The sequence below is a fragment of the Dyella sp. SYSU CM1112 genome (assembly GCF_058216415.1).
The window spans coordinates 106,420-127,142 of record NZ_JBZEGI010000011.1 but is presented as its reverse complement, the minus strand read 5'-3'; the positions used below and the strand labels follow the sequence as shown (position 1 = coordinate 127,142).

The following is a 20,723-nucleotide window of genomic DNA, read 5'->3' as shown; positions in this document are numbered from 1 at the left end:
GCTAAGCGGGCTTTCCGTTCCCGAAGGGGGGCGGCACGGAGGGCCGGCAACCAGGGCATGCTTTGCCCGTGATTCTTCGGTTTTGAGCAGCGAACGAAAGGAATTACTCCAGGAAGCTGGCAATGACGTCGTTGAGGAAGCGTTGCCCAAGTGGTGTGGTGCGCAAATGTCGGGGATCGTCTTCGAGCCAGCCTTTTTGGTGCCCGGCGAGCAGGGCACTGGCGATCCGGTCCAGGGGCAGGCCGGTTCGGGCGCTGAAGTCGTCCAGGGGCACGCCATCGATCAGGCGCAGGGCATTGAGCATGTATTCGAAGGGCAGCTCATCGACCGGCACGGCGGCATGCCCCCCCAGGCGGGTGGGTGTGCCGGCGGCTCCCAGGTAGGCGTTGGGATGACGGATTTTCCAGCGGCGCAGTACTTGTCCGGTGGACACATCGGTGAGCTTGCCATGTGCGCCAGCGCCCAGGCCGAGATAATCGCCGAAACGCCAGTAATTGAGGTTGTGCTCACACCGCCGTCCGGGCCGGGCATAGGCGGAAACCTCATATTGCGCGTAGCCGGCTTCGGCCAGCCGGCTTTCGCAGGCCTCCTGCATGGCCCAGGCGGCATCGTCGTCCGGTAGCGGCGGCGGATGGGCGGCGAAGACCGTGTTGGGTTCCAACGTAAGCTGGTAATGGGACATGTGCGTTGGCTGCAGCGCTATTGCGCGATCTACATCGCTCAATGCCCCGGACAGCGTTTGCTCTGGCAGTGCATACATCAGGTCGAGATTGATGTTGTCGAAGCCCGCATCTTGCGCGGACTTCACCGCGACCTCTGCTTCAGCAGACGAGTGGATGCGGCCCAGGCGCCTGAGTTTATCGTCGTCGAAGCTTTGGATGCCGAAGGAAATGCGATTGACGCCGGCTGCAAGATAGCCATCGAAACGACCGTGTTCGACGGTTCCTGGATTGGTTTCCAAGGTGACTTCGCACGACTCCATAAAACGAAGGCGTGCGCGTGCAGCGTCGAGAAAGCGCGCGATCAGGTCGGGGGCGAACAGGCTTGGCGTGCCGCCGCCAAAGAACACACTGATGATGGGGCGATCGGGCCACGCTTGGTCGAAATCGAGGCGATCGGCGTCCAGATCGGCCAGCAGGGCCTCGACGTACTGCGCGTAGGGCGGCTCACCGCGCAAGCCGTGCGAATTGAAATCGCAGTACGGACATTTTTTTACACACCACGGCATGTGGACGTAGAGCGCCAGCGGGGGTGCGATCAACGACATGTCAGGCATGCCATTCGGCAATGCGCGTGTGCAGCTTAGCCATAGCCTGCCCGCGATGGCTCAGCCGATTCTTGATTTCAGGTTCGAGTTCGGCGGCACTGGCGGATTGGCCGTGCGGTAGAAACAGAGGGTCATAGCCGAAGCCGCGCGTGCCGCGTGCCCCATCGAGCACGCGGCCATGCCAGCGGCCTTCCGCGATAAGCGGCGCCGGATCGTCGGCATGCCAGAGCAAGGCCAGCACACAGATGAAAAACGCATTGCGTTGCTCGGGTGGTACGCCATCGAGTTCACCCAGCAAGCGCGCATTGTTCGCGGCCGAATCGCCATGTACCCCGCTGTAGCGTGCGGAGTAGAGACCGGGGGCGCCACGCAGCCTGGGCACGCACAAACCCGAATCGTCGGCCAGCGCAGGCAGTCCGGTGACGCGTGCAGCGTGCCGGGCCTTGAGCAAGGCGTTTTCAACGAACGTGAGGCCGGTTTCTTCGGCGTCTTCCACCCCTAGTTCTGCTTGTGGGATGACTTCGAAACGGCTGCCGGCGAGCAGCGCGTTGAACTCGGCAAGCTTGCCGCGATTGCTGCTCGCGAGAACGATACGTTGCACGGGTCAGCCTAGCTCAAGCGCCGCGCGTTGCAGACCGATCAACTCGGCGATGCCTTTTTCCGCAAGGTTGAGCATGGTATCCATCTCGTCGCGGCGGAATGCATGGCCTTCAGCGGTGCCTTGCACTTCGATGATGCCGCCACCGTCGTTCATCACGATGTTCATGTCGGTATCGCAGTTGGCATCCTCGGCGTAATCGAGGTCGAGCACTGGCATGCCCTGGTAGATGCCGACCGAGATCGCGGCCACGGCACCGAGGATCGGATTGCGCCGCAGATTCTCACGTTTCATCAATACATTCACGGCATCAACCAGCGCCACGTAGGCGCCGGTGATGGCCGCCGTACGTGTGCCGCCATCGGCCTGTAGCACATCGCAGTCCAAGGTGATCACGCGTTCGCCGAGTGCCTGGCGATCCACGCAGGCGCGCAGGCTGCGGCCGATCAGACGCTGGATTTCCATGGTGCGGCCACCTTGGCTGCCACGCGTCGCTTCGCGTTGCGTGCGGGTGGAGGTGGCGCGGGGCAGCATGCCGTATTCGGCGGTGACCCAGCCTTCGTTCTTGCCGCGCAACCAGGGAGGCAGGCGATCTTCGATGCTGGCGGTGCAAAGCACACGGGTATCACCGAAGGCGATCAGCACCGAACCCTCGGCATGGCGGGTGTAGTGGCGTTCGATGGTGATGCTGCGCAACTGGTCACTAGCGCGACCGCTTGGGCGGGACACAGTCATAAGCTTGTTGGGCAAGTGAGGGTGGGACAGTTTACCATTGGCCTCTTTCCCTACCGACTGGGACCCCAGCATCCATGATCCGTAGCATGACCGCCTATGCTTCCGCCGACGTTGCCACATCCTCAGGGGCGCTGACGTGCGAGCTGCGCGCAGTCAATCATCGCTATCTCGAACTCAGCCCGCGCCTGCCGGAAGACATGCGTGTTTTCGAGTCGGCTTTGCGCGAACGGATCACCGGCCGGTTATCTCGCGGCAAGGTGGACGTGATCGTGCGCCGAGGGGAGTCGCGCGGTGAATCGCTGCAAGTCGATAGCGCGATGGTGAATCGTCTGTCGGAGCTGGCGCTGGATATGGAGGCCCGGTTTCCGCGCATGCGTATCGAATTTACGGAGTTGCTGCGTTTTCCGGGGGTGTTGCAGCATGCGGAAATGGATCCGGAGGCGCAGCAAGCTGCTTTGCTGGAGGTGCTGGACCGTGCGCTGGATGCATTCACGGCCACCCGGGAGCGCGAGGGCGCCAAATTAGGCGATATCTTGCGCGAGCGGCTGGATGCTATCGAACGCATCGTGACCGATGTACGAAGCTGGGTGCCGGAGATTCGCGTGGCTTTGCGTGCCAGGCTTGAATCACGGCTGGCTGATCTGAAGCAGCCTGTCGATCCGGGCCGTCTTGAGCAAGAACTATTGCTGCAGGTTACTCGTGCCGACGTGGATGAGGAGCTGGATCGTCTCAGCACGCACATCGCAGAAACGCGTCGTGTGCTCGACCTGAAGGAGCCGGTGGGCAGGCGCCTGGATTTTCTCATGCAGGAGTTCAATCGCGAGGCGAATACCTTGGGCTCGAAATCGGTCGATGCGCGCAGTACGAACGCAGCGGTCGAGCTGAAGGTGCTGATTGAACAGATGCGCGAACAAGTGCAGAACATCGAATGAAGGCGATCGTCTTCAGTGCGAAAGGCTTTATCGGCTTGCGTTTTCCCTCGCAGGAGACGCACCGTCACCGGAATGCAGCCAGGGAGACGCTGGCGCATGTCTGTTGACGGCACGTTGTTCATCGTTGCCGCGCCTTCTGGGGCAGGCAAGTCCACGCTGGTCAACGCACTTCTTGAGCGTGAACCGGATATTTCGCTTTCGATCTCCCATACGACGCGCCCGCCTCGTCCGGGCGAGCAGTACGGCCGACACTATTATTTTGTGGAACGGACCGCTTTTGAGCGTGAGGTGGATGAGGGCATCTTTCTCGAACATGCTGAAGTTCATGGCAACTTCTACGGCACGTCGCGCAAGACCGTGCAGGAGCTTCTTCAGCAGGGAAGGGACGTGCTGTTGGAGATCGACTGGCAGGGGGCGGCGCAGGTGCGCCGGGCCAAGCCTGATTGCGTCAACGTGTTTATCCTGCCGCCGTCGCGCACCGAACTGGAACGCCGGCTGCGTGGTCGTGGTTCCGATAGCGAGGAAGTGATCGAGCGCCGGCTACGCAATTCGCGCGGGGAGATCGCGCATGCGCACGAGTTCGACTACATCATCGTCAACGACCGGTTCGAAGAGGCGTTGGATACGCTTCAAGCCATCGTGCGGGCGGTGCGCCAGCGCAGTGCCCTGCAGTGTCAGCGTCACGAAACCTTGATCCGTGAGCTGCTGACGGACACCTGAATTCAGATCATTACTGTACTGGACTGTATGGCATTAGGCTGGCAGTTCAGTTAACTTGAACACTTTCCCCCGCGCCCATTGCCCATGACCGATACCGTCCAAGCCAAGTCCGACGATCGTACCCTGGTGCGCATCCGTGGCCTCACCACGGTGCTCAACGGTAAGAGTGTGTTCGATGCACTGGACCTGGATATCCCGCGCGGCAAGGTCACGGCCATCATGGGTCCCAGCGGTACCGGCAAGACCACGCTGCTCAAGCACATCACCGGCCAGATGAGGGGCAAGGTGGGCGAGGTAAGGGTGGATGGGCTCAATGTGCCGGAACTATCGCGCGAGGCGCTGTTCGATTTGCGCGAACGCATCGGCTATCTGTTCCAGAATTCCGCGCTGCTGACGGATTTCGATGTGTTCGAAAACGTGGCGTTCCCGCTGCGCCAGCACACCCGTTTGCCGGAAGTGCTGATACGCAACATCGTGCTGACCAAGCTGCAGGCAGTGGGTTTGCGTGGCGCGGCGTCATTGATGCCCAGCGAGCTTTCCGGTGGCATGGCGCGGCGCGTGGCGCTGGCTCGTGCGATCGTGTTCGATCCCATGCTGATTCTTTACGACGAACCGTTCGTGGGACTGGATCCGATCGCGCTCAACCAGGTGCTCAAGTTAATCCGGACGCTCAACGAGACGCTCGGTATTACCAGCGTATTGGTGGCGCATGAGCTGGATGCGATCAAGCAAGTCGCTGATCATGTCTACCTGATCGCCAACGGCAAAGTGGTGGCACAGGGCGACCCTAAGGTCATTGCCGAAGAGGATTCTCCCTGGACGCGCCAATTCTTTGGTGGTGAAGTGGACGGTCCTGTGCCGTTTCAATACCCGGCCGGTGATTATGCGCAGGCTCTCGGTTTCAAGCAGGGTATGGCATGAGCACACGGACAGATAGCGGAAACGTTGTGCTGCAGTCGTTGGCGCAGATCGGCCATTGCGGAATCTTTCTGCTGCGAATATTGGCGTCGCTTCCGCTCAGCCTGAGGTATGCGCGCGAGACGGTGCGTCAATTGTGGTTCGTCGGTGCGATGAGCCTCACCATCATCATGACCTGCGGGTTGTTCATCGGCATGGTGCTGGCCTTGCAGCTTTATCATGTGTTGTCGATTTTCGGCGGCACGTCGGCCACCGGTTCGGTGGTGGCGCTGGCGATTTATCGCGAATTGGGACCCGTGGTGACGGCTTTGTTGTTTGCCGGTCGCGCAGGCACGTCGATTACGGCGGAGATTGGCCTGATGCGTGCGACCGATCAGATTGCTGCCATGGAAATGATGGCGGTCGATCCGATTGCCTATGTCGTCGCGCCGCGTTTCCTTGCCGGTCTCATTGCCATGCCGCTGCTGTGTTGCGTGTTCTGCGCCTTGGGTATTTTTGGCGGTCACCTCGTTGCGGTGAACTGGCTGGGCGTCGACAACGGTACGTTCTGGTCCAACATGATCTCGAACGTAGACGTGTGGGATGACGTGATCAACGGTGTGGTGTGGAAGAGCCTGGTGTTCGGTTCGGTGGTCTCGCTGATTGCCGTATTCCAGGGATACACCACGCCACCCACCAGCGAGGGCGTGGCTTATGCCACGACACGTACCGTGGTGACTTCCTCCATCGCGATTCTCGCGCTGGACTTCGTGCTTACCGCTTTCCTGATGTGACCGTCATGACCCACTGCTTTTATTTGAGGACCTCGCCGTGAGCCAGAGAAAATCCTATGCCGTCGGCACCGGCCTGTTCATCGTATTCGGATTTGCTGCGCTGGCTTATTTGGCCACGCAAACCACCTCGGTCGTCAGCACGCATCAGGGCGCGAGCTATACCGTCGACGCACAATTCACCAATATCGGCCAGCTCAAGCAGCGTGCGCCGGTGAAGGTGGCGGGCGTGCGCGTCGGCCAGGTGCAGTCCATCACGCTCGAACCCGGCAAGGATGTGGCCGACGTAAAGCTGTCGATCGAGAAGACCTTCAGCCAGATTCCGGCTGATTCGGTGGCAACGATCTATACCAGCGGTCTGCTGGGCGATCAGTACGTAGGACTGCAGTTCGGCAATGCGAAAACGTATCTTGCCAATGGCGGTCACTTGATGTTGACCAAATCAACCCAGCCACTTGAGGAGATGCTCGGTAAGTTCCTCGGGGCCGGTGGCGTCGCCGACGCCATCGGCGGCACCTATTCAGTGAAGGCTGACTTCACCAATGTCGGCACGCTGTCGGTAGGCGCGCCGGTCAAGATGGCCGGTGTGGCCATCGGCACGGTCTCTGCCATCAAGGCGGATCCGACCAAGCTCGATGCGGCAGTGACGCTGGCTATCGACAAGAAATACAACCAGATTCCTGATGATTCGGCAGCAGCGATATTCACCAGTGGTTTGATTGGCAGCCAGTATGTTGCGATTCAACCTGGTGGCTCGCCGACTTCGCTCAAGGATGGTGACCAGCTCGTGCTGACGCAGTCGGCGGTGCAGCTGGAAGACCTGATCGGCAAGTTCCTGGTGAATGGTTCGCCCAGCGGCGGCAACAACGCCGGTGGCAACGGTTCGTCCAATACCCCTGCCGGCAAGCATTGAGCCGGCCTTACGAGGAGTGTTCCATGTTGCGTCATCTGGCTATTGCCACCGCCATCGCCCTGGGCTGCGCCGTCATCGCGGCACCGGCCTTCGCGCAGAGCGCATCGAGCTCGCAGTCGTCCAATGCATCGACGCCGCAAGCTGTCGTTGAGCAGATCACCCATGATCTCGATACACAGATCGCCGATCACAAGGCAGAGCTGCAAAACAACAAGCCCAAACTCGTCGCGCTGATAAACAAGATCTTCCTGCCGCATTTCGATACTGATTGGGCATCGATTCTGGTACTTGGCATGCATGCACGCCAGGCGACGCCGGAACAGCGCGCACGCTTTGCCAAAGCGTTTTATAACTCGTTGACCAACCGTTACGCGGATGGTTTGCTGAGCTACACCAAAGGTACGGTGAAGGTTCTGCCCTTCAATGGCGAACTCAATGACAAGTACACCGTGGTACGTACGCAGGTGACCACCAGCGATGGCAAGACGCTGGCGGTGAACTACGTGTTTCATAAGACGGCTGATGGGCAGTGGAAGGCTTACGATGTGATCATCGAAGGCATCTCCTACATCACCAACTATCGCAACCAGGTGGACGCAGAGATCAAGAAGGAAGGTCTCGACAAGCTCATTGCCGATCTCGAAACGCAGGGGGGCAAGGCTCTCCAGCAGATGGAACAGGAAAACAAAGGCCGTGCGACGGGTGGCAAATAATTCCCCTGGCTCGGGCTTCCGAGTCGCCATAGACACACCGGATACCGTTTCGGTATCCGGTGTGTTGAACTTCGGCACGGCGGCGGCCGCGCTCACTGCGCTGCGCTCTGCCTTTGAGCATGGCGATCGTCATCAGCTGGATCTTTCGGCTGTGACCAGCTGTGATAGCGCCGGTCTGGCTTGCGTATTGGCAGCGCTTTCGGAGGCTGATCAGCACGGACATCAAATTACCGCGCGCCATGTGCCGGCTGGCATGCAGGCACTTGCACAGGTATGTGGTGTAGAAGCGCTATTGCACTGAATGCCGCATGCATGCGTGCAGGCATAAAAAAACGGGGCTCTGATGGGCCCCGTTTTTTGTCTCTGATGGGTTTAAGCATTGCGCCATAACGAGAAGTCAATAACGCTCGTCACGTTATGTGCCACCGGATTTTTGCTGCTTTTGCTGCTGCTCCCACTGCTGCTGTTGCTTGAGCAGCTCTTCGGGATCGAAGTTTTGATTCTGCCCCGCGCCGCCTTGCTGCAATTTCAGCATCACGTCTGCGGGTGGATTGCCGTCGTAGATCTTGTTGAGGCGGCTTTGGCGCCATGCGTCACGCACGAAGGCATAAGGATCGTAGGCGGTTTTCAGGAAGCTATCGGCATCAAGCAGCTGTGCACGCATCTGGATGAAATAGACCACTTCCGGGATGTAGTACTGCCCGTAATGGAACTTGTGGTTAGCTTCGAAATAGCTCAGCGGATCGAACAGGTAACCATCCACCGGATATTGCCAGACGTCGCGGAAAGTCGACGGACCCAGCAGAGGCACCATCAGGAAGTCGCCTTCCGGCACCCCCCAGCGAGCGAGGGTAATGCCGAAATCGGTTTCCTTGATCGGGATCTGCATCTTGGTGGCAGGATCGAAAAACCCCGCCAGGCCGACCGTCATGTTGATCAGGAAGCGGCCCGTATCCGTTATGGCGTCGCTGGGACGCGCCTGGAGCAGGTTATTGGCGATGCTGATCGGCAGCCTGATGTTGGTAAAGAAGTTGCTGATCGAGGTCTGCACCGGCTTCGGCGTGACCTTGGTGTAGCCGACCGCCACCGGACGGAGGACATGTGTGTCCAGCGCCATGTTGAATGCGTAGCTCTTGCGGTTGAATTTTTCCAACGGATCGTCGGTACGCGGTGGGGCAATCGCGCAAGCTGTAAGGAAGGCCATCACGGCGATCGTGAAAACCACGCGGGCTACTGCGGCGAAGCGAGGCAAGGAGGGCATCGAGAAAGGGTCCGCTGCAAACTGTCTGGAGATTAAAATTGTACTTGTTAGTTCTGTATTGTGCACGATCGCCCATCCGGTTTCGAGCCGGCGCATGGGTAGCCGGATATCATAAGAGCCTGTCGCATTGCCAGCCAAGGGGCTCGTCGATAAACTGTAAGGCCGTATAAGTTTTTATTGTTCAAGGATTTCCCTATGGCCCGCATTACCGTGGAAGACTGCCTTGAGGTGGTCGACAACCGTTTCGAACTGGTGCTTATGGCGACCAAGCGCGCGCGCCAGCTTGCCAAGGGCGCCGACCCTGCCGTCAACCCTGATAACGATAAGCCGACGGTGTTGGCGCTGCGTGAAATCGCCGATCGTCGCATTGACCAGATCACCATCGATGAGATCGATCGCGCCGAACGTGAGCGTGCCGAACGTGAAGCGTTGGAGTGGGCGGCCCAGGAAGTGGATGACGATCTCTCCAAAGGCGGAGACGATTGATGGATGGTGGCTGTCGACAGCACGGTCGTTGGCCGGGTAAGACCGGTCCAGACGGATATGTGCTGAACGCCAGCCGCCTTTGTCTGTCTCCCACCGCCTCGCAACGCGAGGCGATCGCCTGAACGGGCGACGCGAAACCATGTCGGCGGCCACACATCCCGCATCCGAGGATATGGCCACATTGCCGGCTTATGTGCAGGCTCTGAAAGAGCGTCTTGCCTACCTCCCTGAGCAGCACGTCGCGCGAGTGTTACGCGCCTATCAGGTCGGTGCTGTTGCCCATGAAGGACAAACGCGCAAGAGCGGCGAGCCTTACATCACTCACCCGATCGCGGTCGCAGGCATTCTTGCCGAGTTCGGCATGGATGCGGAAACCATCATTGCCGCGATTCTGCATGACACGCTGGAAGACACGGCGCTGACGCGCGTCGAGCTGGCTGGCGAGTTCGGCGAGCCAGTCGCGGAATTGGTCGACGGCGTGACCAAGCTGGATAAGATGCGCTTTTCCAGCCGACAGGAAGCGGATGCGGAAAGCTTCCGCAAGATGCTGCTGGCGATGGCGCGCGATCTGCGTGTCATCCTGATCAAGCTGGCCGACCGCTTGCACAACATGCGTACGCTTGGCGCCAAGGATGCCGAGTCGCGCCGTCGAATCGCCCGCGAGACGCTGGAGATCTATGCACCCATCGCCCAGCGCCTGGGCATGAACAAGATCAAGGCGGAGCTGCAGGATCTGGGTTTTCGCGCGCTCTATCCGGATCGTTATCGAGTCATCAGCGAGCGCATCCGGGCAGCGCTGGGCAATCGCCGCGAAGCAATGGGGCGCATCGAAGGTGCTCTGACGGCGCGACTGGTCGAAGAAAAGATTCCGGTGCGCGTGGTGGGACGCATCAAGTCGCCGTGGAGCATTTACTCGAAGATGCGCAATGAGCATAAGAGCTTTGCGCAGTTGATGGATGTCTATGGTTTTCGCGTTGTCACCGATACGGCGATGAGCTGTTATATGGCACTGGGTGTAGTGCACGCGCTGTACAAACCCGTCGATCGCCGCTTCAAGGATTTCATTGCTATACCCAAAGCCAACGGCTATCAGTCGCTGCATACCGTGTTACTTGGGCCGTTCGGTGCCCCGATCGAAGTGCAGATACGCACGGAAGAAATGGACTCGGTGGCCGAGCGGGGCGTCGCCGCGCATTGGGCCTACAAGACCGAAAGCGGCCCGGCGAATAGCGCACAGGCGCGTGCACGCGAATGGCTTTCGGCGCTGGCGGACAGTCAGGCAAACACGCCTTCTGCGGCGGAGTTCATCGAAAACGTCAAGATCGACCTGTTCCCCGACGAAACCTATCTGTTTACCCCACGCGGCGACATTCTTTCGTTGCCACGCAACGCCACGGCTCTGGATTTTGCCTACGCCGTGCACACCGATGTGGGGGATCATGCAGTGGCGGCACGCGTGGACAAGAAGCTGTTGCCATTACGCACGCGATTGGAGTCGGGGCAGCTGGTGGAAATCATCACCGCGCCTTCTGCAGTACCCAATCCGGCGTGGCTTGAGTTTGTGGTTACTGGCAAGGCGCGTACTGCCATACGCCAGTATCTGAAGCATCTGCAGCACGAGGACGCGGTGGATTTCGGACATCGCATGCTCGATCGCGCGCTGGATGCACTGGGTACCAGCCTCGATGCCATCCAGCCGGCTGCGCTGGAGAAGTTCCTGCATAAGTCGAAGTTGAAGCGCCTAGAGGAGCTACTGGCCGACATAGCATTAGGCAACCGCATGCCAGACCAGGTTGCGGGCCAGCTCGTTACTTCGCGCGGTTCCAGTGCGCGCGGAACATCGGTTGCGCATCCTACGGAAAAGATTCATATCACCGGCGCCGAGCGCGGGGTGCTGAGCTTTGCCAACTGCTGCCATCCGCTGCCGGGCGATGAGATCATTGGCTATCTGTCGCCGGGCAAGGGCATCGTCGTGCATCGTACGGAATGCCCGAATGTGGCCGAGTTGCGCAAATCGCCCGAGCGCTGCGTGGCGATTGAATGGGATCGCGATGTGCAGGGGGATTATCGGGCCGAGTTGCGCATTGAGGTCATCAATCGCCCAGGCGTGCTCGCCACGGTGGCGGCAGCGATCGCCGCCGCTGACTCCAACATCGAGAACGTGGAATATGTCGAACGTGACATGGCCGCCGCCACATTGCTTTTCACCATCGAGGTGAAGAATCGCAAGCACTTGGCCGAAGTGATTCGGCGCGTACGTCGAACGGGCGTGGTAAGCGGGGCGTATCGCTATCCATTGTAATGCGACGGCCGTTTTCTCTCTTTCGGGTAAGTGAGGGTGGGGCGGTTTGTGAGAAAGCACGATAGTGCTTGCGAGCGGTGTTTTGCGTCCCTGCGCATTGAGAAAGATTGACCTCCCGAGCCTTCTTGCGGCGAGGGGCCGGAGCACTCGCGTTACACTTCCGCTTTCGCTCCCACGGATGATCTTCATGTCTCGTACCATCATTTCCACCGATAAGGCTCCTGCCGCCATTGGTCCGTATTCGCAGGCCGTGCGTGCAGGCAATACGGTGTATTTTTCCGGGCAGATTCCGCTCGATCCGGTCAGCGGCAGCTTGGTCGAGGGCGATATCAGCGTCCAGACGCGTCGAGTGTTCGACAATCTGAAAGCCGTTGCTGAGGCGGCCGGCGGCTCGCTCGAAAAATTCGTTCGCGTGGGTATCTACGTGACGGATCTGGCGAATTTCGCCACCGTCAATGCCGTCATGAACGACTATTTCCAGCAGCCGTATCCGGCGCGTTCCACCATTGAGGTTTCCGCGTTGCCGAAGGGCGCGCAGGTGGAGGTGGATGCCGTGATGGTATTGGATTGACCGATCTGCATGCGGACTGCCGGCCATGACGGTTGGTAATCCGGTTCGCCAGGCTGGCAGGCTCAATTAGTCTTGTTTCGATGGCTGCTCCAAAACCTCAATCCCTGACGGCGATGGCCGACGACCCGGGCAAGTTACCGGTGACGGCGCTCGGTGGCGTCGGCCCCGCGCTGGTCGAAGCGCTTGCGCGCCTGGGCCTGCATCGGGTGCAGGATCTGTGGTTTCATCTGCCGCTCCGTTACGAGGACCGCACGCATCTGACGCCGATGGCCGATTTACGCCCAGGCGCGCGCGTGCAGGTGGTAGGCACCGTGGAAGCGGTGGAGAAAGGCTATCGTTACCGCCCGCAGCTCAAGGTGGCGATCGGTGACGGTGTCATGCACACCTTGTTGCTGCGTTTCTTCCATTTCAATCGCGCGCAGGCCGAGCAACTCCGCCCCGGGGTGCGCCTGCTTTGCTATGGAGAAGTGCGACAGGGTGCAGGCAGTCTGGAAATGGTCCATCCGCAATACCAGCGGCTGCAGGAAGACGCGAACGTTGTGCTCGATGAACGTCTCACGCCGGTGTATCCCACCACGGAAGGGCTTGGACAAAAAAGACTGGGCACTGTCATCGCCAAGGCGCTGCAGCATCTTCCAGTCGAGGCAGAGCTGGAGCTGATACCTACGACCTTGTGCGCTGAATGTGGACTCACGTCGCTCCATGAGGCGTTGCTTTATGTGCACCGGCCGCCTCCCGATGCTGGCTTGGATCAGTTGATCTCCGGCCGCCATCCGGCGCAGCAGCGATTGGCATTCGAAGAATTGCTTACCCAGCATATGAGCCTCAAGCGATTGCGTGCGGCCGTGCGCGAACGGCGCGCGCCGGTCTTGAATGGGAGTGGCGAATTGCGACGTCGTTGGTTGGCGTCGCTACCGTTTCATCTCACCGCGGCGCAGCAGCGGGTTATCAGTGAGGTGGCTGCCGATATCCGCCCGCCGCGCCCCATGCTTCGCCTCGTGCAAGGGGATGTGGGCTCCGGCAAGACGGCCGTCGCTTGTGCTGCCGCATTGTCAGCAGTGGAAGCTGGCTATCAGGTCGCTTTGATGGCGCCGACGGAGCTGCTGGCGGAACAGCATTTACGCAACTTTCGTCATTGGCTCGAACCACTTGGCATTGCAGTGGAATGGCTGGCCGGTAAGCAGCAGGGGAAGGCGCGCCAGCAGGCGATGCGCCATGTGGCAGAGGGCACCCCGGTAGTTATTGGCACGCATGCTCTGATGCAGGAGGGTGTTGAGTTTGCCCATCTGGGTCTGGTGATTGTCGATGAGCAGCATCGCTTCGGTGTGCAGCAGCGATTGGCCTTGCGCGACAAAGGGCTGGAAGGCGAACTCGTGCCGCATCAGCTGGTACTCACCGCGACCCCGATTCCACGTACCTTGGCGATGAGCGCTTATGCCGACCTGGACATCTCGGCTATCGACGAATTGCCTCCGGGGCGTACGCCGGTGCAAACCATTGCCATCTCGAATGCCCGACGAGCGGAGGTGATCGAGCGTATCCATGCTGCGTGCATGGAAGGGCGCCAGGTATATTGGGTTTGCACCTTGATCGAGGAATCCGAGCAGCTCCGCGCTCAGGCCGCGGAAGCGGCACACGCGGAGCTTACGCATGCATTGGCGGATTGCCGCGTTGGGCTGATCCATGGGCGTATGAAGCCCAAGCAAAAGCAAGCGGTCATGGATGCTTTCAAGGCTGGCGAACTGGCCGTGTTGGTTGCCACTACCGTGATCGAGGTGGGCGTGGATGTGCCTAATGCCAGCCTGATGGTCATCGAAAACAGTGAGCGGCTTGGCCTGGCGCAATTGCATCAATTGCGTGGACGTGTAGGACGGGGCGCCGTGGCTTCCAATTGTGTGCTGCTTTACCAGCCACCGTTAGGACAGCTTGCACGTGAGCGCTTGCAGGTGATGCGCGAAACCAATGACGGCTTCCGTATCGCGGAGAAGGATTTGGAATTGCGCGGGCCCGGCGAAGTGCTAGGAACGCGACAGACAGGACAATTGAGTTTCCGCATGGCCGACCTGTCGCGGGATGCCCATCTCCTGCCTGCCGTGCAGCAAGTTGGCGAGCAAATGCTTGCGCATCATCCCGCACAGGCGGCTCGCCTGATCGAGCGCTGGATCGGCAGTGCAGTGCGATACGTAAACGCGTGAACAAGCCCTAATTGATCGGTATCCCGAGACATCATGAGCAAACCACTACTTCTGATCGACACCGATCCCGGCGTCGATGATGCGTTGGCGATTTTGATGGCGCACGCCCACGCCGATGTGCTTGGCCTTAGCGTTGCAGCGGGCAACGTCGGTTTGGCGCATACGGTGCGCAATGCACGCACGCTGGTGGATCTGGTCGGTGCCAGCACGCCTGTCTTTGCTGGTTGCCCGGATCCGCTGGTACGTCTGCCCGAGGAGGATGCGGCATTCGTACATGGACGCGATGGTCTGGGTGATGTGGGATTTCCAGAGCCGACGATGCGAGTGGCGGATGAGCATGCAGCGCTTGCACTGCTGCGGTTGACTCATGAGCATCCTGGCGAGGTGACACTGGTGGCATTGGCGCCGCTTACCAATATCGCTTTGGCGTTGAAGCTAGATCCCTCCTTACCGAAGCGTGTGAAGCGGTTGGTGGTAATGGGCGGTGCGGTCACTGGCCACGGTAATACCGGACGCGTACCGGCTGAATTCAATGTCGGTTTTGATCCGGAGGCGGCACACGTGGTCTTCGAGGGTTTCCCTGACTTCGATCTAGTCGATTGGGAGCTGACCCTGCGGCACGCTTTCGATGAGGATGCGTTCGACCAATGGCTAGCGCAGGGGGATCATCGCGCCGAGTTCTTCGGGCGTGTGTTCCGAGTGGCGCGCGAAACGAATCGGCGCCGTGGCCGGCGGCGGATCATTGCTGCCGACGCATTGGCTATGGCGGTTGCGATCGACGCGTCCGTAGTGGCGCGCAGTGAACGTTGTCATGTGGGCGTAGAGTTGGATGGTCGCCTGACCCGCGGCGCGACGGTGGTTGATTGGGGCGATCGGCTGGGGCTGCCGGCGCGGGCCAATGTGGTGCTGGAGCTGGATCAGATGAAGTTCACGGCCATGGTGCGGCGGGCGCTGGGGGACGGGGGTGAGGCCTGAAGCTTGCAGAATGCCTTACCTTGACCGGGTCCTGAGGCAATCGTTATAATGCCGCTCTTTTCTCCACCGCTTTGAGCCTGTCATGAAAGCCGATATCCATCCGAATTACCGTCCGGTGGTATTCCAGGACCTTTCGTCCGAGTTCGCGTTCCTGACGCGTTCGACGATTGCGACCAAGGAAACCGTCAAGTGGGAAGACGGCAACGAGTACCCGCTGGTGAAGGTGGATATCTCCAGCCACTCGCATCCGTTCTATACCGGCAAGCAGAAGGTCGTTGATAGCGGCGGTCGCGTGGACAAGTTCCGCCGTCGTTACGCACAGAAGTAATGCTGCGAACTGCCGTCGCCGGCAGGTTTGATTTTCCGCACAAGGCAGGCCAATGCGCCTGCCTTGTGCGTTTTCTTGTTGTCAATCGGACCATGCACCACCGGATCGTTTGGACGTCGATGTGCGATAATGCGTGGGATGCATCGCCGCTTCCCCACGTCGATGCGCCTTTCCCTCGCCGGCTGGTTGCCGTTTTGCGGTTGCCCCGGTGGCGACCCATGCGTAGGAGGTTTCCGTGTCCGATTCCAAATCCGTCAAGCTGGTAGATGAGTCCACCGGCCGTAGCAGCGAACTCCCATTGCTGACCGGCACGATGGGGCCCGCCTGCGTCGACATTGCGCCGCTGTACAAGGACACCGGCCACTTCACGTACGATCCCGGTTATGGCAGCACGGCAAGCACCAAGAGCGCCATTACGTACATCGATGGCGACCAGGGCGTGCTGATGTATCGCGGTTATCCGATCGAGCAACTTGCAGAGAAGTCGAGCTTCCTTGAAGTCGCTTACCTGTTGTTGAACGGCGACTTGCCGAACAAGAACCAGTTCGCTGCCTTCGAAAACGACATCACGCATCACACGATGATGCACGAGTCGCACAAGGACTTCTTCAAAGGCTTTCATCATGACGCGCATCCGATGGCCATGCTGGCGGCTTCGGTAGCTTCGCTGTCGGCGTTCTATCATGACAAACTCGATGTCGATAATCCGGAGGACCGGCATCTGGCCGCGATCCGCCTGATCGCGAAGATGCCCACCATAGCTGCTGCCTGCTATCGCTATTCGATCGGCTGGCCGTTCCGTTATCCGCGTAACAACCTCGAATACGTCAATCGTTTCCTGCACATGATGTTCGAGGTGCCGAGCGAGCCGCTGGAGCTTAGCCCCGTTTGTGCCAAGGCACTGGATCTGCTGTTCATTCTGCATGCCGATCACGAGCAGAATGCCTCCACTTCCACGGTGCGCCTGGTCGGCTCCACGGGTGCGAATCCGTATGCGTCGATCGCGGCCGGTATCACCGCATTGTGGGGTCCTGCACACGGCGGTGCCAACGAAGCCGTGCTGAAGATGCTGGAAGAGATTGGTTCGCCGGCTAACGTGGAAACGGCTGTCAAGCGGGCCAAGGATAAGAACGACACTTTCCGCCTGATGGGCTTTGGCCATCGCGTGTACAAGAACTTCGATCCGCGCGCGAAGATCATTCGTGAGATGTGCCATAAGGTGCTGGCTGAATTGGGTGTCAATGACCCGATGCTCGATGTTGCGATGAAGCTGGAAGAGGCGGCGCTGAAGGACGATTACTTTGTCGAGCGCAAACTGTATCCGAATGTCGACTTCTACTCCGGCATCATCTATAAGGCGCTGGGTATCCCGACCGAGATGTTCACGGTGATGTTCGCCATTGCACGCACGGCGGGTTGGATCGCCCACTGGATCGAACAGCACGAAACGCCAGGTTCGCGCATTGGTCGCCCGCGCCAGCTGTATGTCGGTTCGGGTAAGCGTGACTACATGGGTATCGACAAACGCTGAGTTGGCATCCGATGTAAATAAAAAACGCCCGGTTACCCGGGCGTTTTTTTGTCGCATATCATTGCGATGAGTGGGGTGATAACGGTTTTGCAGCAGGCCCAAGCGGGGGCATGCCAGCTGCGAAATGAATGCTTGCTACCGCTCCTGGTGATAGCGAGTCAAACGGCAAAGAAGTCGTTGCTTACCTAAGCACGGCTGCCAGCTTGCGTTCGAAATCATTTTGTTCGTTGTCTTCTTCAGCCAATAGGATTTCGACAGATGCCAGCGGTGCGCGCCGCATCGGCTTATCGTCGACACGATCAAGCGGTGCCTGCCGAATCGCGTTATGGGGAAGCACCGTGATATCGAATGGAAGCCTGTCGGCGGCAAACAGCAGTACCGGGTACTCGGCCTGCTCGTCGCGACTGATGCGCAGTCGGCGCGTTTGCATCTCGAATGGCACGCCGTGTTCGCGCAAATAGATGCCGACAGCTTCCGGGTCATCGCTGAAGACATGCAGGCAGACGGCGGAGTGTGCATCAGCCGTGCCGTCCAGGACTGAGCCGACCAGACGCGGCTCGAACCGCTCCAGAAAACGCATGGCCTCGACGGCGGCTTCACGTCGTTCTCTCAATAACTGGGGTTGACTGTCCGCCTGGAACAGGCGCTGATGCTCGCGCAGAGCCTGTTCGATTTCGTGGTTGCGGGGAAGCGCCTGCTCGTCAAGCACACCGAGTCGTTCAGCAGCCTTGCGCTTGGCGCGATGGAAGTCGCGGATGCCATGTTCGCTCATCAGGCGCGCCGCCTCTTGGGCGACGCGCAACCGGTTGCGCTGTACACGGTCTTGCGCGTGGATGCGATGGTGTTCGCCTCGTGCCATGCTGCGACCCTCTGCTGCATCGTGCAACGCTAGACTACCGGAAAATCAGAAGATGTCGTTAGCCTGTTGCTGATCCTGGTTTTGTTGCTGTTGTTGCTGGGCTTGATTACGCAGGCGATCGACATCTTCGACCTTGAAGATTTCCTGCATGGCGTTGGGGTCCCCGGGAGATGTGGGCAGGCCACTTTCACGGTTGATGAGCACGGTGGTGATACCAGGCGGCATGGGTAGCGACTTTTCCGGTGCCCCTTTTAGCGCGTCACCCATGTAGCTCATCCAGATGGGTAGCGCCACCCTGGCACCGAATTCACCTCTGCCCAGCGAGTCGAAATCATCGAAACCGACCCAGACCGCTGTCGATAGATCGCCGTTGAATCCCACAAACCAGCCGTCGCGATGATCGTTAGTCGAACCGGTCTTGCCAGCAAGGTCGGTTCGGTTGAGTGCCTTCGCGGCGTAGCCGGTGCCCATCGGCGACTGAATCACATCTTTCATCAAGGATGTCACCAGGTAGTCGTTCCTGATGTCGATCACGCGAGGGGCCAACACCGGAGCTGCCGCACCGTTGTGCGCGTCCGCAGGCAGGGTTGTTTCTCCAGCCATGGCCACACTGGTAGCGGGAGCTGGAGCATTGGTTGAGCTTGCTGCCACACCATTGGTCAGCATGCTTGCGGGCGGCGCTGCCGGAGGACTGTTCTGCAGCAGGCGTTCCTGACAATCGGCACAGGCGCGTGCCGGATTGGCGACATACACAGGTTTGCCGTCGCGATCATCGATTTCGCTGATGAAATAGGGTGTGACCAGATAGCCACCGTTGGCGAAGACGGCGTAACCGCGTGCCATGCTGAGCGGCGAGACCGATGCCGTGCCAAGTGCCATCGAAAGATTGTTCGGCAGCGCATCGAGCGGAAAGCCGAAGCGGGTGACGTATTCGCGCGCGTACCTGACGCCAATTGCATCCAGCAGGCGTACGGAGACCAGGTTCTTGGACTCGATCAGCGCCTCGCGCAGACGCATGGGCCCGGCGAATTTGTCGTCATCGTTGCTTGGTGTCCACAATCCGTTTGGCTGCGAAGGGTCCGGCAGCGCCAGCGGGGCGTCGTTGATGATGGAAGCGGGTGTGAAGCCGCGTTCGAAGGCGGCCGAATAAATAAAGGGCTTGAAGCTTGAGCCCGGCTGGCGGGCAGCCATCACGGCGCGATTGAATTTACTGCGCTGGAAATTGAAGCCGCCGACCAGTGACTCGATCGCGCCGTCTTCGGGATTGAGCGACACCAGGGCCGCTTGCGCTTTTGGAATCTGAGTAAGCTCCCAGTCTCCTTTGTCATTGCGGATCACCCGGACAATGTCGCCGGGCTTCAGCACAGTATCGACGGTCTTGGGGGCTGGGCCCATCCGGCTGTCGTTGATATAGGGACGCGCCCAATCCACTGCGCTGAGGCCCAGCGTAATGGTTTGTTTGTCTGGCAAGTAAACCGAGGCTTGGGTGGCAGACGAGTCGATCACCAGCCCGGGCGTCATGCCATCGACATCCATATAGCTGGACAGGACGTTGCTGTAGTCCGCAGTGGTGGCGCCAGGGGAAAGTTGTTCGTGCGCTTCCGGCCCGCGCCAGCCGTGCCGGTGATCGTAAGCGGACAGACCGTCACGCACGGCGGCGACAGCAGCATCCTGGCGGGCGCTGACAATGGTGGTCTTGACGACGTAACCCTCTGTCAACGCATCGTTACCCAGCCGGTCCAAGGCCTGCAGACGGGCCATTTCGGCAAGATACGGGGCCTCCACCTGGATAGGTTGTTCGTGCGGTGCGGCGTCATCGGGAGCGTTGATAGCCTCCTGATACTGGGCCTGATTGATGTATCGATGCTCCAGCATCTGGCCGAGTACCCAGTTGCGGCGGGCGATCAGGCGAGGAATGTTGGTCAAGGGGTTGACCGCGGAGGGCAACTGAAATGTGGAGGCAATCGACGCACACTGGGCAATCGTGAGCTGATCCAGGCGCTTGCCGTAGTAATACTCCGCGGCCGCCGCTACGCCGTAGGACCGATGGCCGAGGAACATCTTATTGAGGTACAGCTCCAGAATCTGGTCCTTGGTCAGCTCGTTCTCCATACGCAAGGCGATGAACATCTCGATGAGCTTGCGTGAGTAAAGCTTCTCCGGGCTGAGGAAGAAGTTGCGGGCGACCTGCTGGGTGATGGTCGAGCCACCCTGAGTCTTGTTGCCGCCGGACAGCACTACATGCAAGCCCGCGCGCATGACGCCACGCCAGTCGACCCCGGGATGGCTATAGAAATCAGCATCTTCCGCGGACAGCACAGCATGCTTGAGCTTGTCGGGTACCTGGTCCATGGTTACCGGGATGCGGCGGGTTTCGCCGAAGGTGGCAATCAGCTTGCCGTCCGCGCTTACCACCCGCAGCGGTACCTGCATGTGGTAATCCTTCAGCACGGCGACCGAGGGAATGCGGGGGGAAACCAGCCAGTAGGCCACCCCGATGGCAGCGGTAATCAACAGGAGCCCGCTGAATCCCAGGATCAGCAGCCAGCGCAGGAGTCCCTTGAGAATTCTCGTCATGTGGTTGTAGCGAGACCTAAGTCAAAACAGCCCAGAGTATAGATGTAGCAGTATGGACAGCATCAGCAGCGG

20 protein-coding genes are annotated in these 20,723 nt (G+C 59.6%); 14 read left to right on the top strand and 6 right to left on the bottom strand.

Annotated elements, in window-relative coordinates:
• Positions 1-103 precede the first annotated feature (103 nt).
• Genes hemW through rph form a run of 3 tightly spaced genes read right to left on the bottom strand, consistent with a single transcriptional unit; the run spans position 104 to position 2,600 of the window.
• Positions 104-1,267, bottom strand: a complete 1,164-nt coding sequence (gene hemW / locus AC4HNJ_RS15835; protein ID WP_490480556.1) for a radical SAM family heme chaperone HemW — start codon at positions 1,265-1,267, stop codon at positions 104-106.
• Position 1,268: 1 nt separating this feature from the next.
• Positions 1,269-1,868, bottom strand: coding sequence for an RdgB/HAM1 family non-canonical purine NTP pyrophosphatase (gene rdgB / locus AC4HNJ_RS15830; RefSeq protein WP_490480555.1), 600 nt, complete (start codon positions 1,866-1,868; stop codon positions 1,269-1,271).
• Positions 1,869-1,871: 3 nt separating this feature from the next.
• Positions 1,872-2,600 carry a ribonuclease PH gene (gene rph / locus AC4HNJ_RS15825; protein WP_490480554.1) on the bottom strand — a complete coding sequence of 243 codons (729 nt, stop codon included), beginning with the start codon at positions 2,598-2,600 and terminating at the stop codon, positions 1,872-1,874.
• A 74-nt stretch (positions 2,601-2,674) separates the two neighbouring features.
• Here rph and AC4HNJ_RS15820 point away from each other — a divergent pair, with 74 nt between their 5' ends.
• The 7 genes from AC4HNJ_RS15820 (at position 2,675) to AC4HNJ_RS15790 (ending at position 7,867) form a co-directional block, all read left to right on the top strand.
• Positions 2,675-3,532: a YicC/YloC family endoribonuclease gene (locus AC4HNJ_RS15820; protein ID WP_490480553.1), complete on the top strand. Its 858-nt coding sequence runs from the start codon at positions 2,675-2,677 to the stop codon at positions 3,530-3,532.
• A 96-nt stretch (positions 3,533-3,628) separates the two neighbouring features.
• The gene (gmk, locus tag AC4HNJ_RS15815) at positions 3,629-4,252 is read left to right on the top strand and encodes a guanylate kinase (RefSeq protein WP_490480552.1); all 624 of its coding nucleotides are present in this window, start codon (positions 3,629-3,631) and stop codon (positions 4,250-4,252) included.
• An 84-nt stretch (positions 4,253-4,336) separates the two neighbouring features.
• Entirely contained in the window at positions 4,337-5,173 is an 837-nt protein-coding gene (locus tag AC4HNJ_RS15810; protein ID WP_490480551.1) for an ABC transporter ATP-binding protein, read from the top strand.
• Positions 5,170-5,943, top strand: a complete 774-nt coding sequence (gene mlaE / locus AC4HNJ_RS15805) for a lipid asymmetry maintenance ABC transporter permease subunit MlaE (protein WP_490480550.1) — start codon at positions 5,170-5,172, stop codon at positions 5,941-5,943. Before AC4HNJ_RS15810 ends, mlaE begins: the two co-directional genes overlap by 4 nt.
• A gap of 37 nt (positions 5,944-5,980) precedes the next feature.
• Positions 5,981-6,853 carry an outer membrane lipid asymmetry maintenance protein MlaD gene (gene mlaD / locus AC4HNJ_RS15800; protein ID WP_490480549.1) on the top strand — a complete coding sequence of 291 codons (873 nt, stop codon included), beginning with the start codon at positions 5,981-5,983 and terminating at the stop codon, positions 6,851-6,853.
• Positions 6,854-6,876: 23 nt separating this feature from the next.
• A complete protein-coding gene (locus tag AC4HNJ_RS15795; protein ID WP_490480548.1) occupies positions 6,877-7,566 on the top strand; it encodes an MlaC/ttg2D family ABC transporter substrate-binding protein in 690 nt (229 codons plus the stop codon).
• Positions 7,547-7,867 carry an STAS domain-containing protein gene (locus AC4HNJ_RS15790; protein ID WP_490480547.1) on the top strand — a complete coding sequence of 107 codons (321 nt, stop codon included), beginning with the start codon at positions 7,547-7,549 and terminating at the stop codon, positions 7,865-7,867. The genes AC4HNJ_RS15795 and AC4HNJ_RS15790 overlap by 20 nt, the downstream gene beginning before the upstream one ends.
• 114 nt (positions 7,868-7,981) lie before the next feature.
• On the opposite strand, the gene AC4HNJ_RS15785 is transcribed toward AC4HNJ_RS15790, so the two are convergent.
• A complete protein-coding gene (locus AC4HNJ_RS15785) occupies positions 7,982-8,791 on the bottom strand; it encodes an MlaA family lipoprotein (protein WP_490480546.1) in 810 nt (269 codons plus the stop codon).
• Between the two features lie 231 nt (positions 8,792-9,022).
• Between AC4HNJ_RS15785 and rpoZ the strand changes: the two genes are divergently transcribed.
• From rpoZ to AC4HNJ_RS15750, 7 genes are all read left to right on the top strand, one after another.
• On the top strand, positions 9,023-9,313 hold the full coding sequence (gene rpoZ, locus AC4HNJ_RS15780) for a DNA-directed RNA polymerase subunit omega (RefSeq protein ID WP_490480545.1): 291 nt from the start codon (positions 9,023-9,025) through the stop codon (positions 9,311-9,313).
• A gap of 139 nt (positions 9,314-9,452) precedes the next feature.
• Positions 9,453-11,615: a RelA/SpoT family protein gene (locus AC4HNJ_RS15775; protein ID WP_490480544.1), complete on the top strand. Its 2,163-nt coding sequence runs from the start codon at positions 9,453-9,455 to the stop codon at positions 11,613-11,615.
• A gap of 187 nt (positions 11,616-11,802) precedes the next feature.
• Complete coding sequence (locus tag AC4HNJ_RS15770) at positions 11,803-12,186, top strand: RidA family protein (protein WP_490480543.1); 384 nt, start codon at positions 11,803-11,805, stop codon at positions 12,184-12,186.
• An 80-nt stretch (positions 12,187-12,266) separates the two neighbouring features.
• Positions 12,267-14,381, top strand: coding sequence for an ATP-dependent DNA helicase RecG (gene recG / locus AC4HNJ_RS15765; RefSeq protein ID WP_490480542.1), 2,115 nt, complete (start codon positions 12,267-12,269; stop codon positions 14,379-14,381).
• 33 nt (positions 14,382-14,414) lie between these two features.
• Positions 14,415-15,356: a nucleoside hydrolase gene (locus AC4HNJ_RS15760; protein ID WP_490480541.1), complete on the top strand. Its 942-nt coding sequence runs from the start codon at positions 14,415-14,417 to the stop codon at positions 15,354-15,356.
• Positions 15,357-15,438: 82 nt separating this feature from the next.
• Positions 15,439-15,684 carry a type B 50S ribosomal protein L31 gene (locus AC4HNJ_RS15755; RefSeq protein WP_490480540.1) on the top strand — a complete coding sequence of 82 codons (246 nt, stop codon included), beginning with the start codon at positions 15,439-15,441 and terminating at the stop codon, positions 15,682-15,684.
• Between the two features lie 235 nt (positions 15,685-15,919).
• Positions 15,920-17,215, top strand: a complete 1,296-nt coding sequence (locus AC4HNJ_RS15750; RefSeq protein WP_490480539.1) for a citrate synthase — start codon at positions 15,920-15,922, stop codon at positions 17,213-17,215.
• A gap of 181 nt (positions 17,216-17,396) precedes the next feature.
• Here the strand turns inward: AC4HNJ_RS15750 and AC4HNJ_RS15745 are convergent, their stop codons facing one another.
• Positions 17,397-18,074, bottom strand: coding sequence for a hypothetical protein (locus AC4HNJ_RS15745; RefSeq protein ID WP_490480538.1), 678 nt, complete (start codon positions 18,072-18,074; stop codon positions 17,397-17,399).
• Between the two features lie 45 nt (positions 18,075-18,119).
• The gene (locus tag AC4HNJ_RS15740) at positions 18,120-20,651 is read right to left on the bottom strand and encodes a penicillin-binding protein 1A (RefSeq protein ID WP_490480537.1); all 2,532 of its coding nucleotides are present in this window, start codon (positions 20,649-20,651) and stop codon (positions 18,120-18,122) included.
• Between the last annotated feature and the right edge of the window lie 72 nt (positions 20,652-20,723).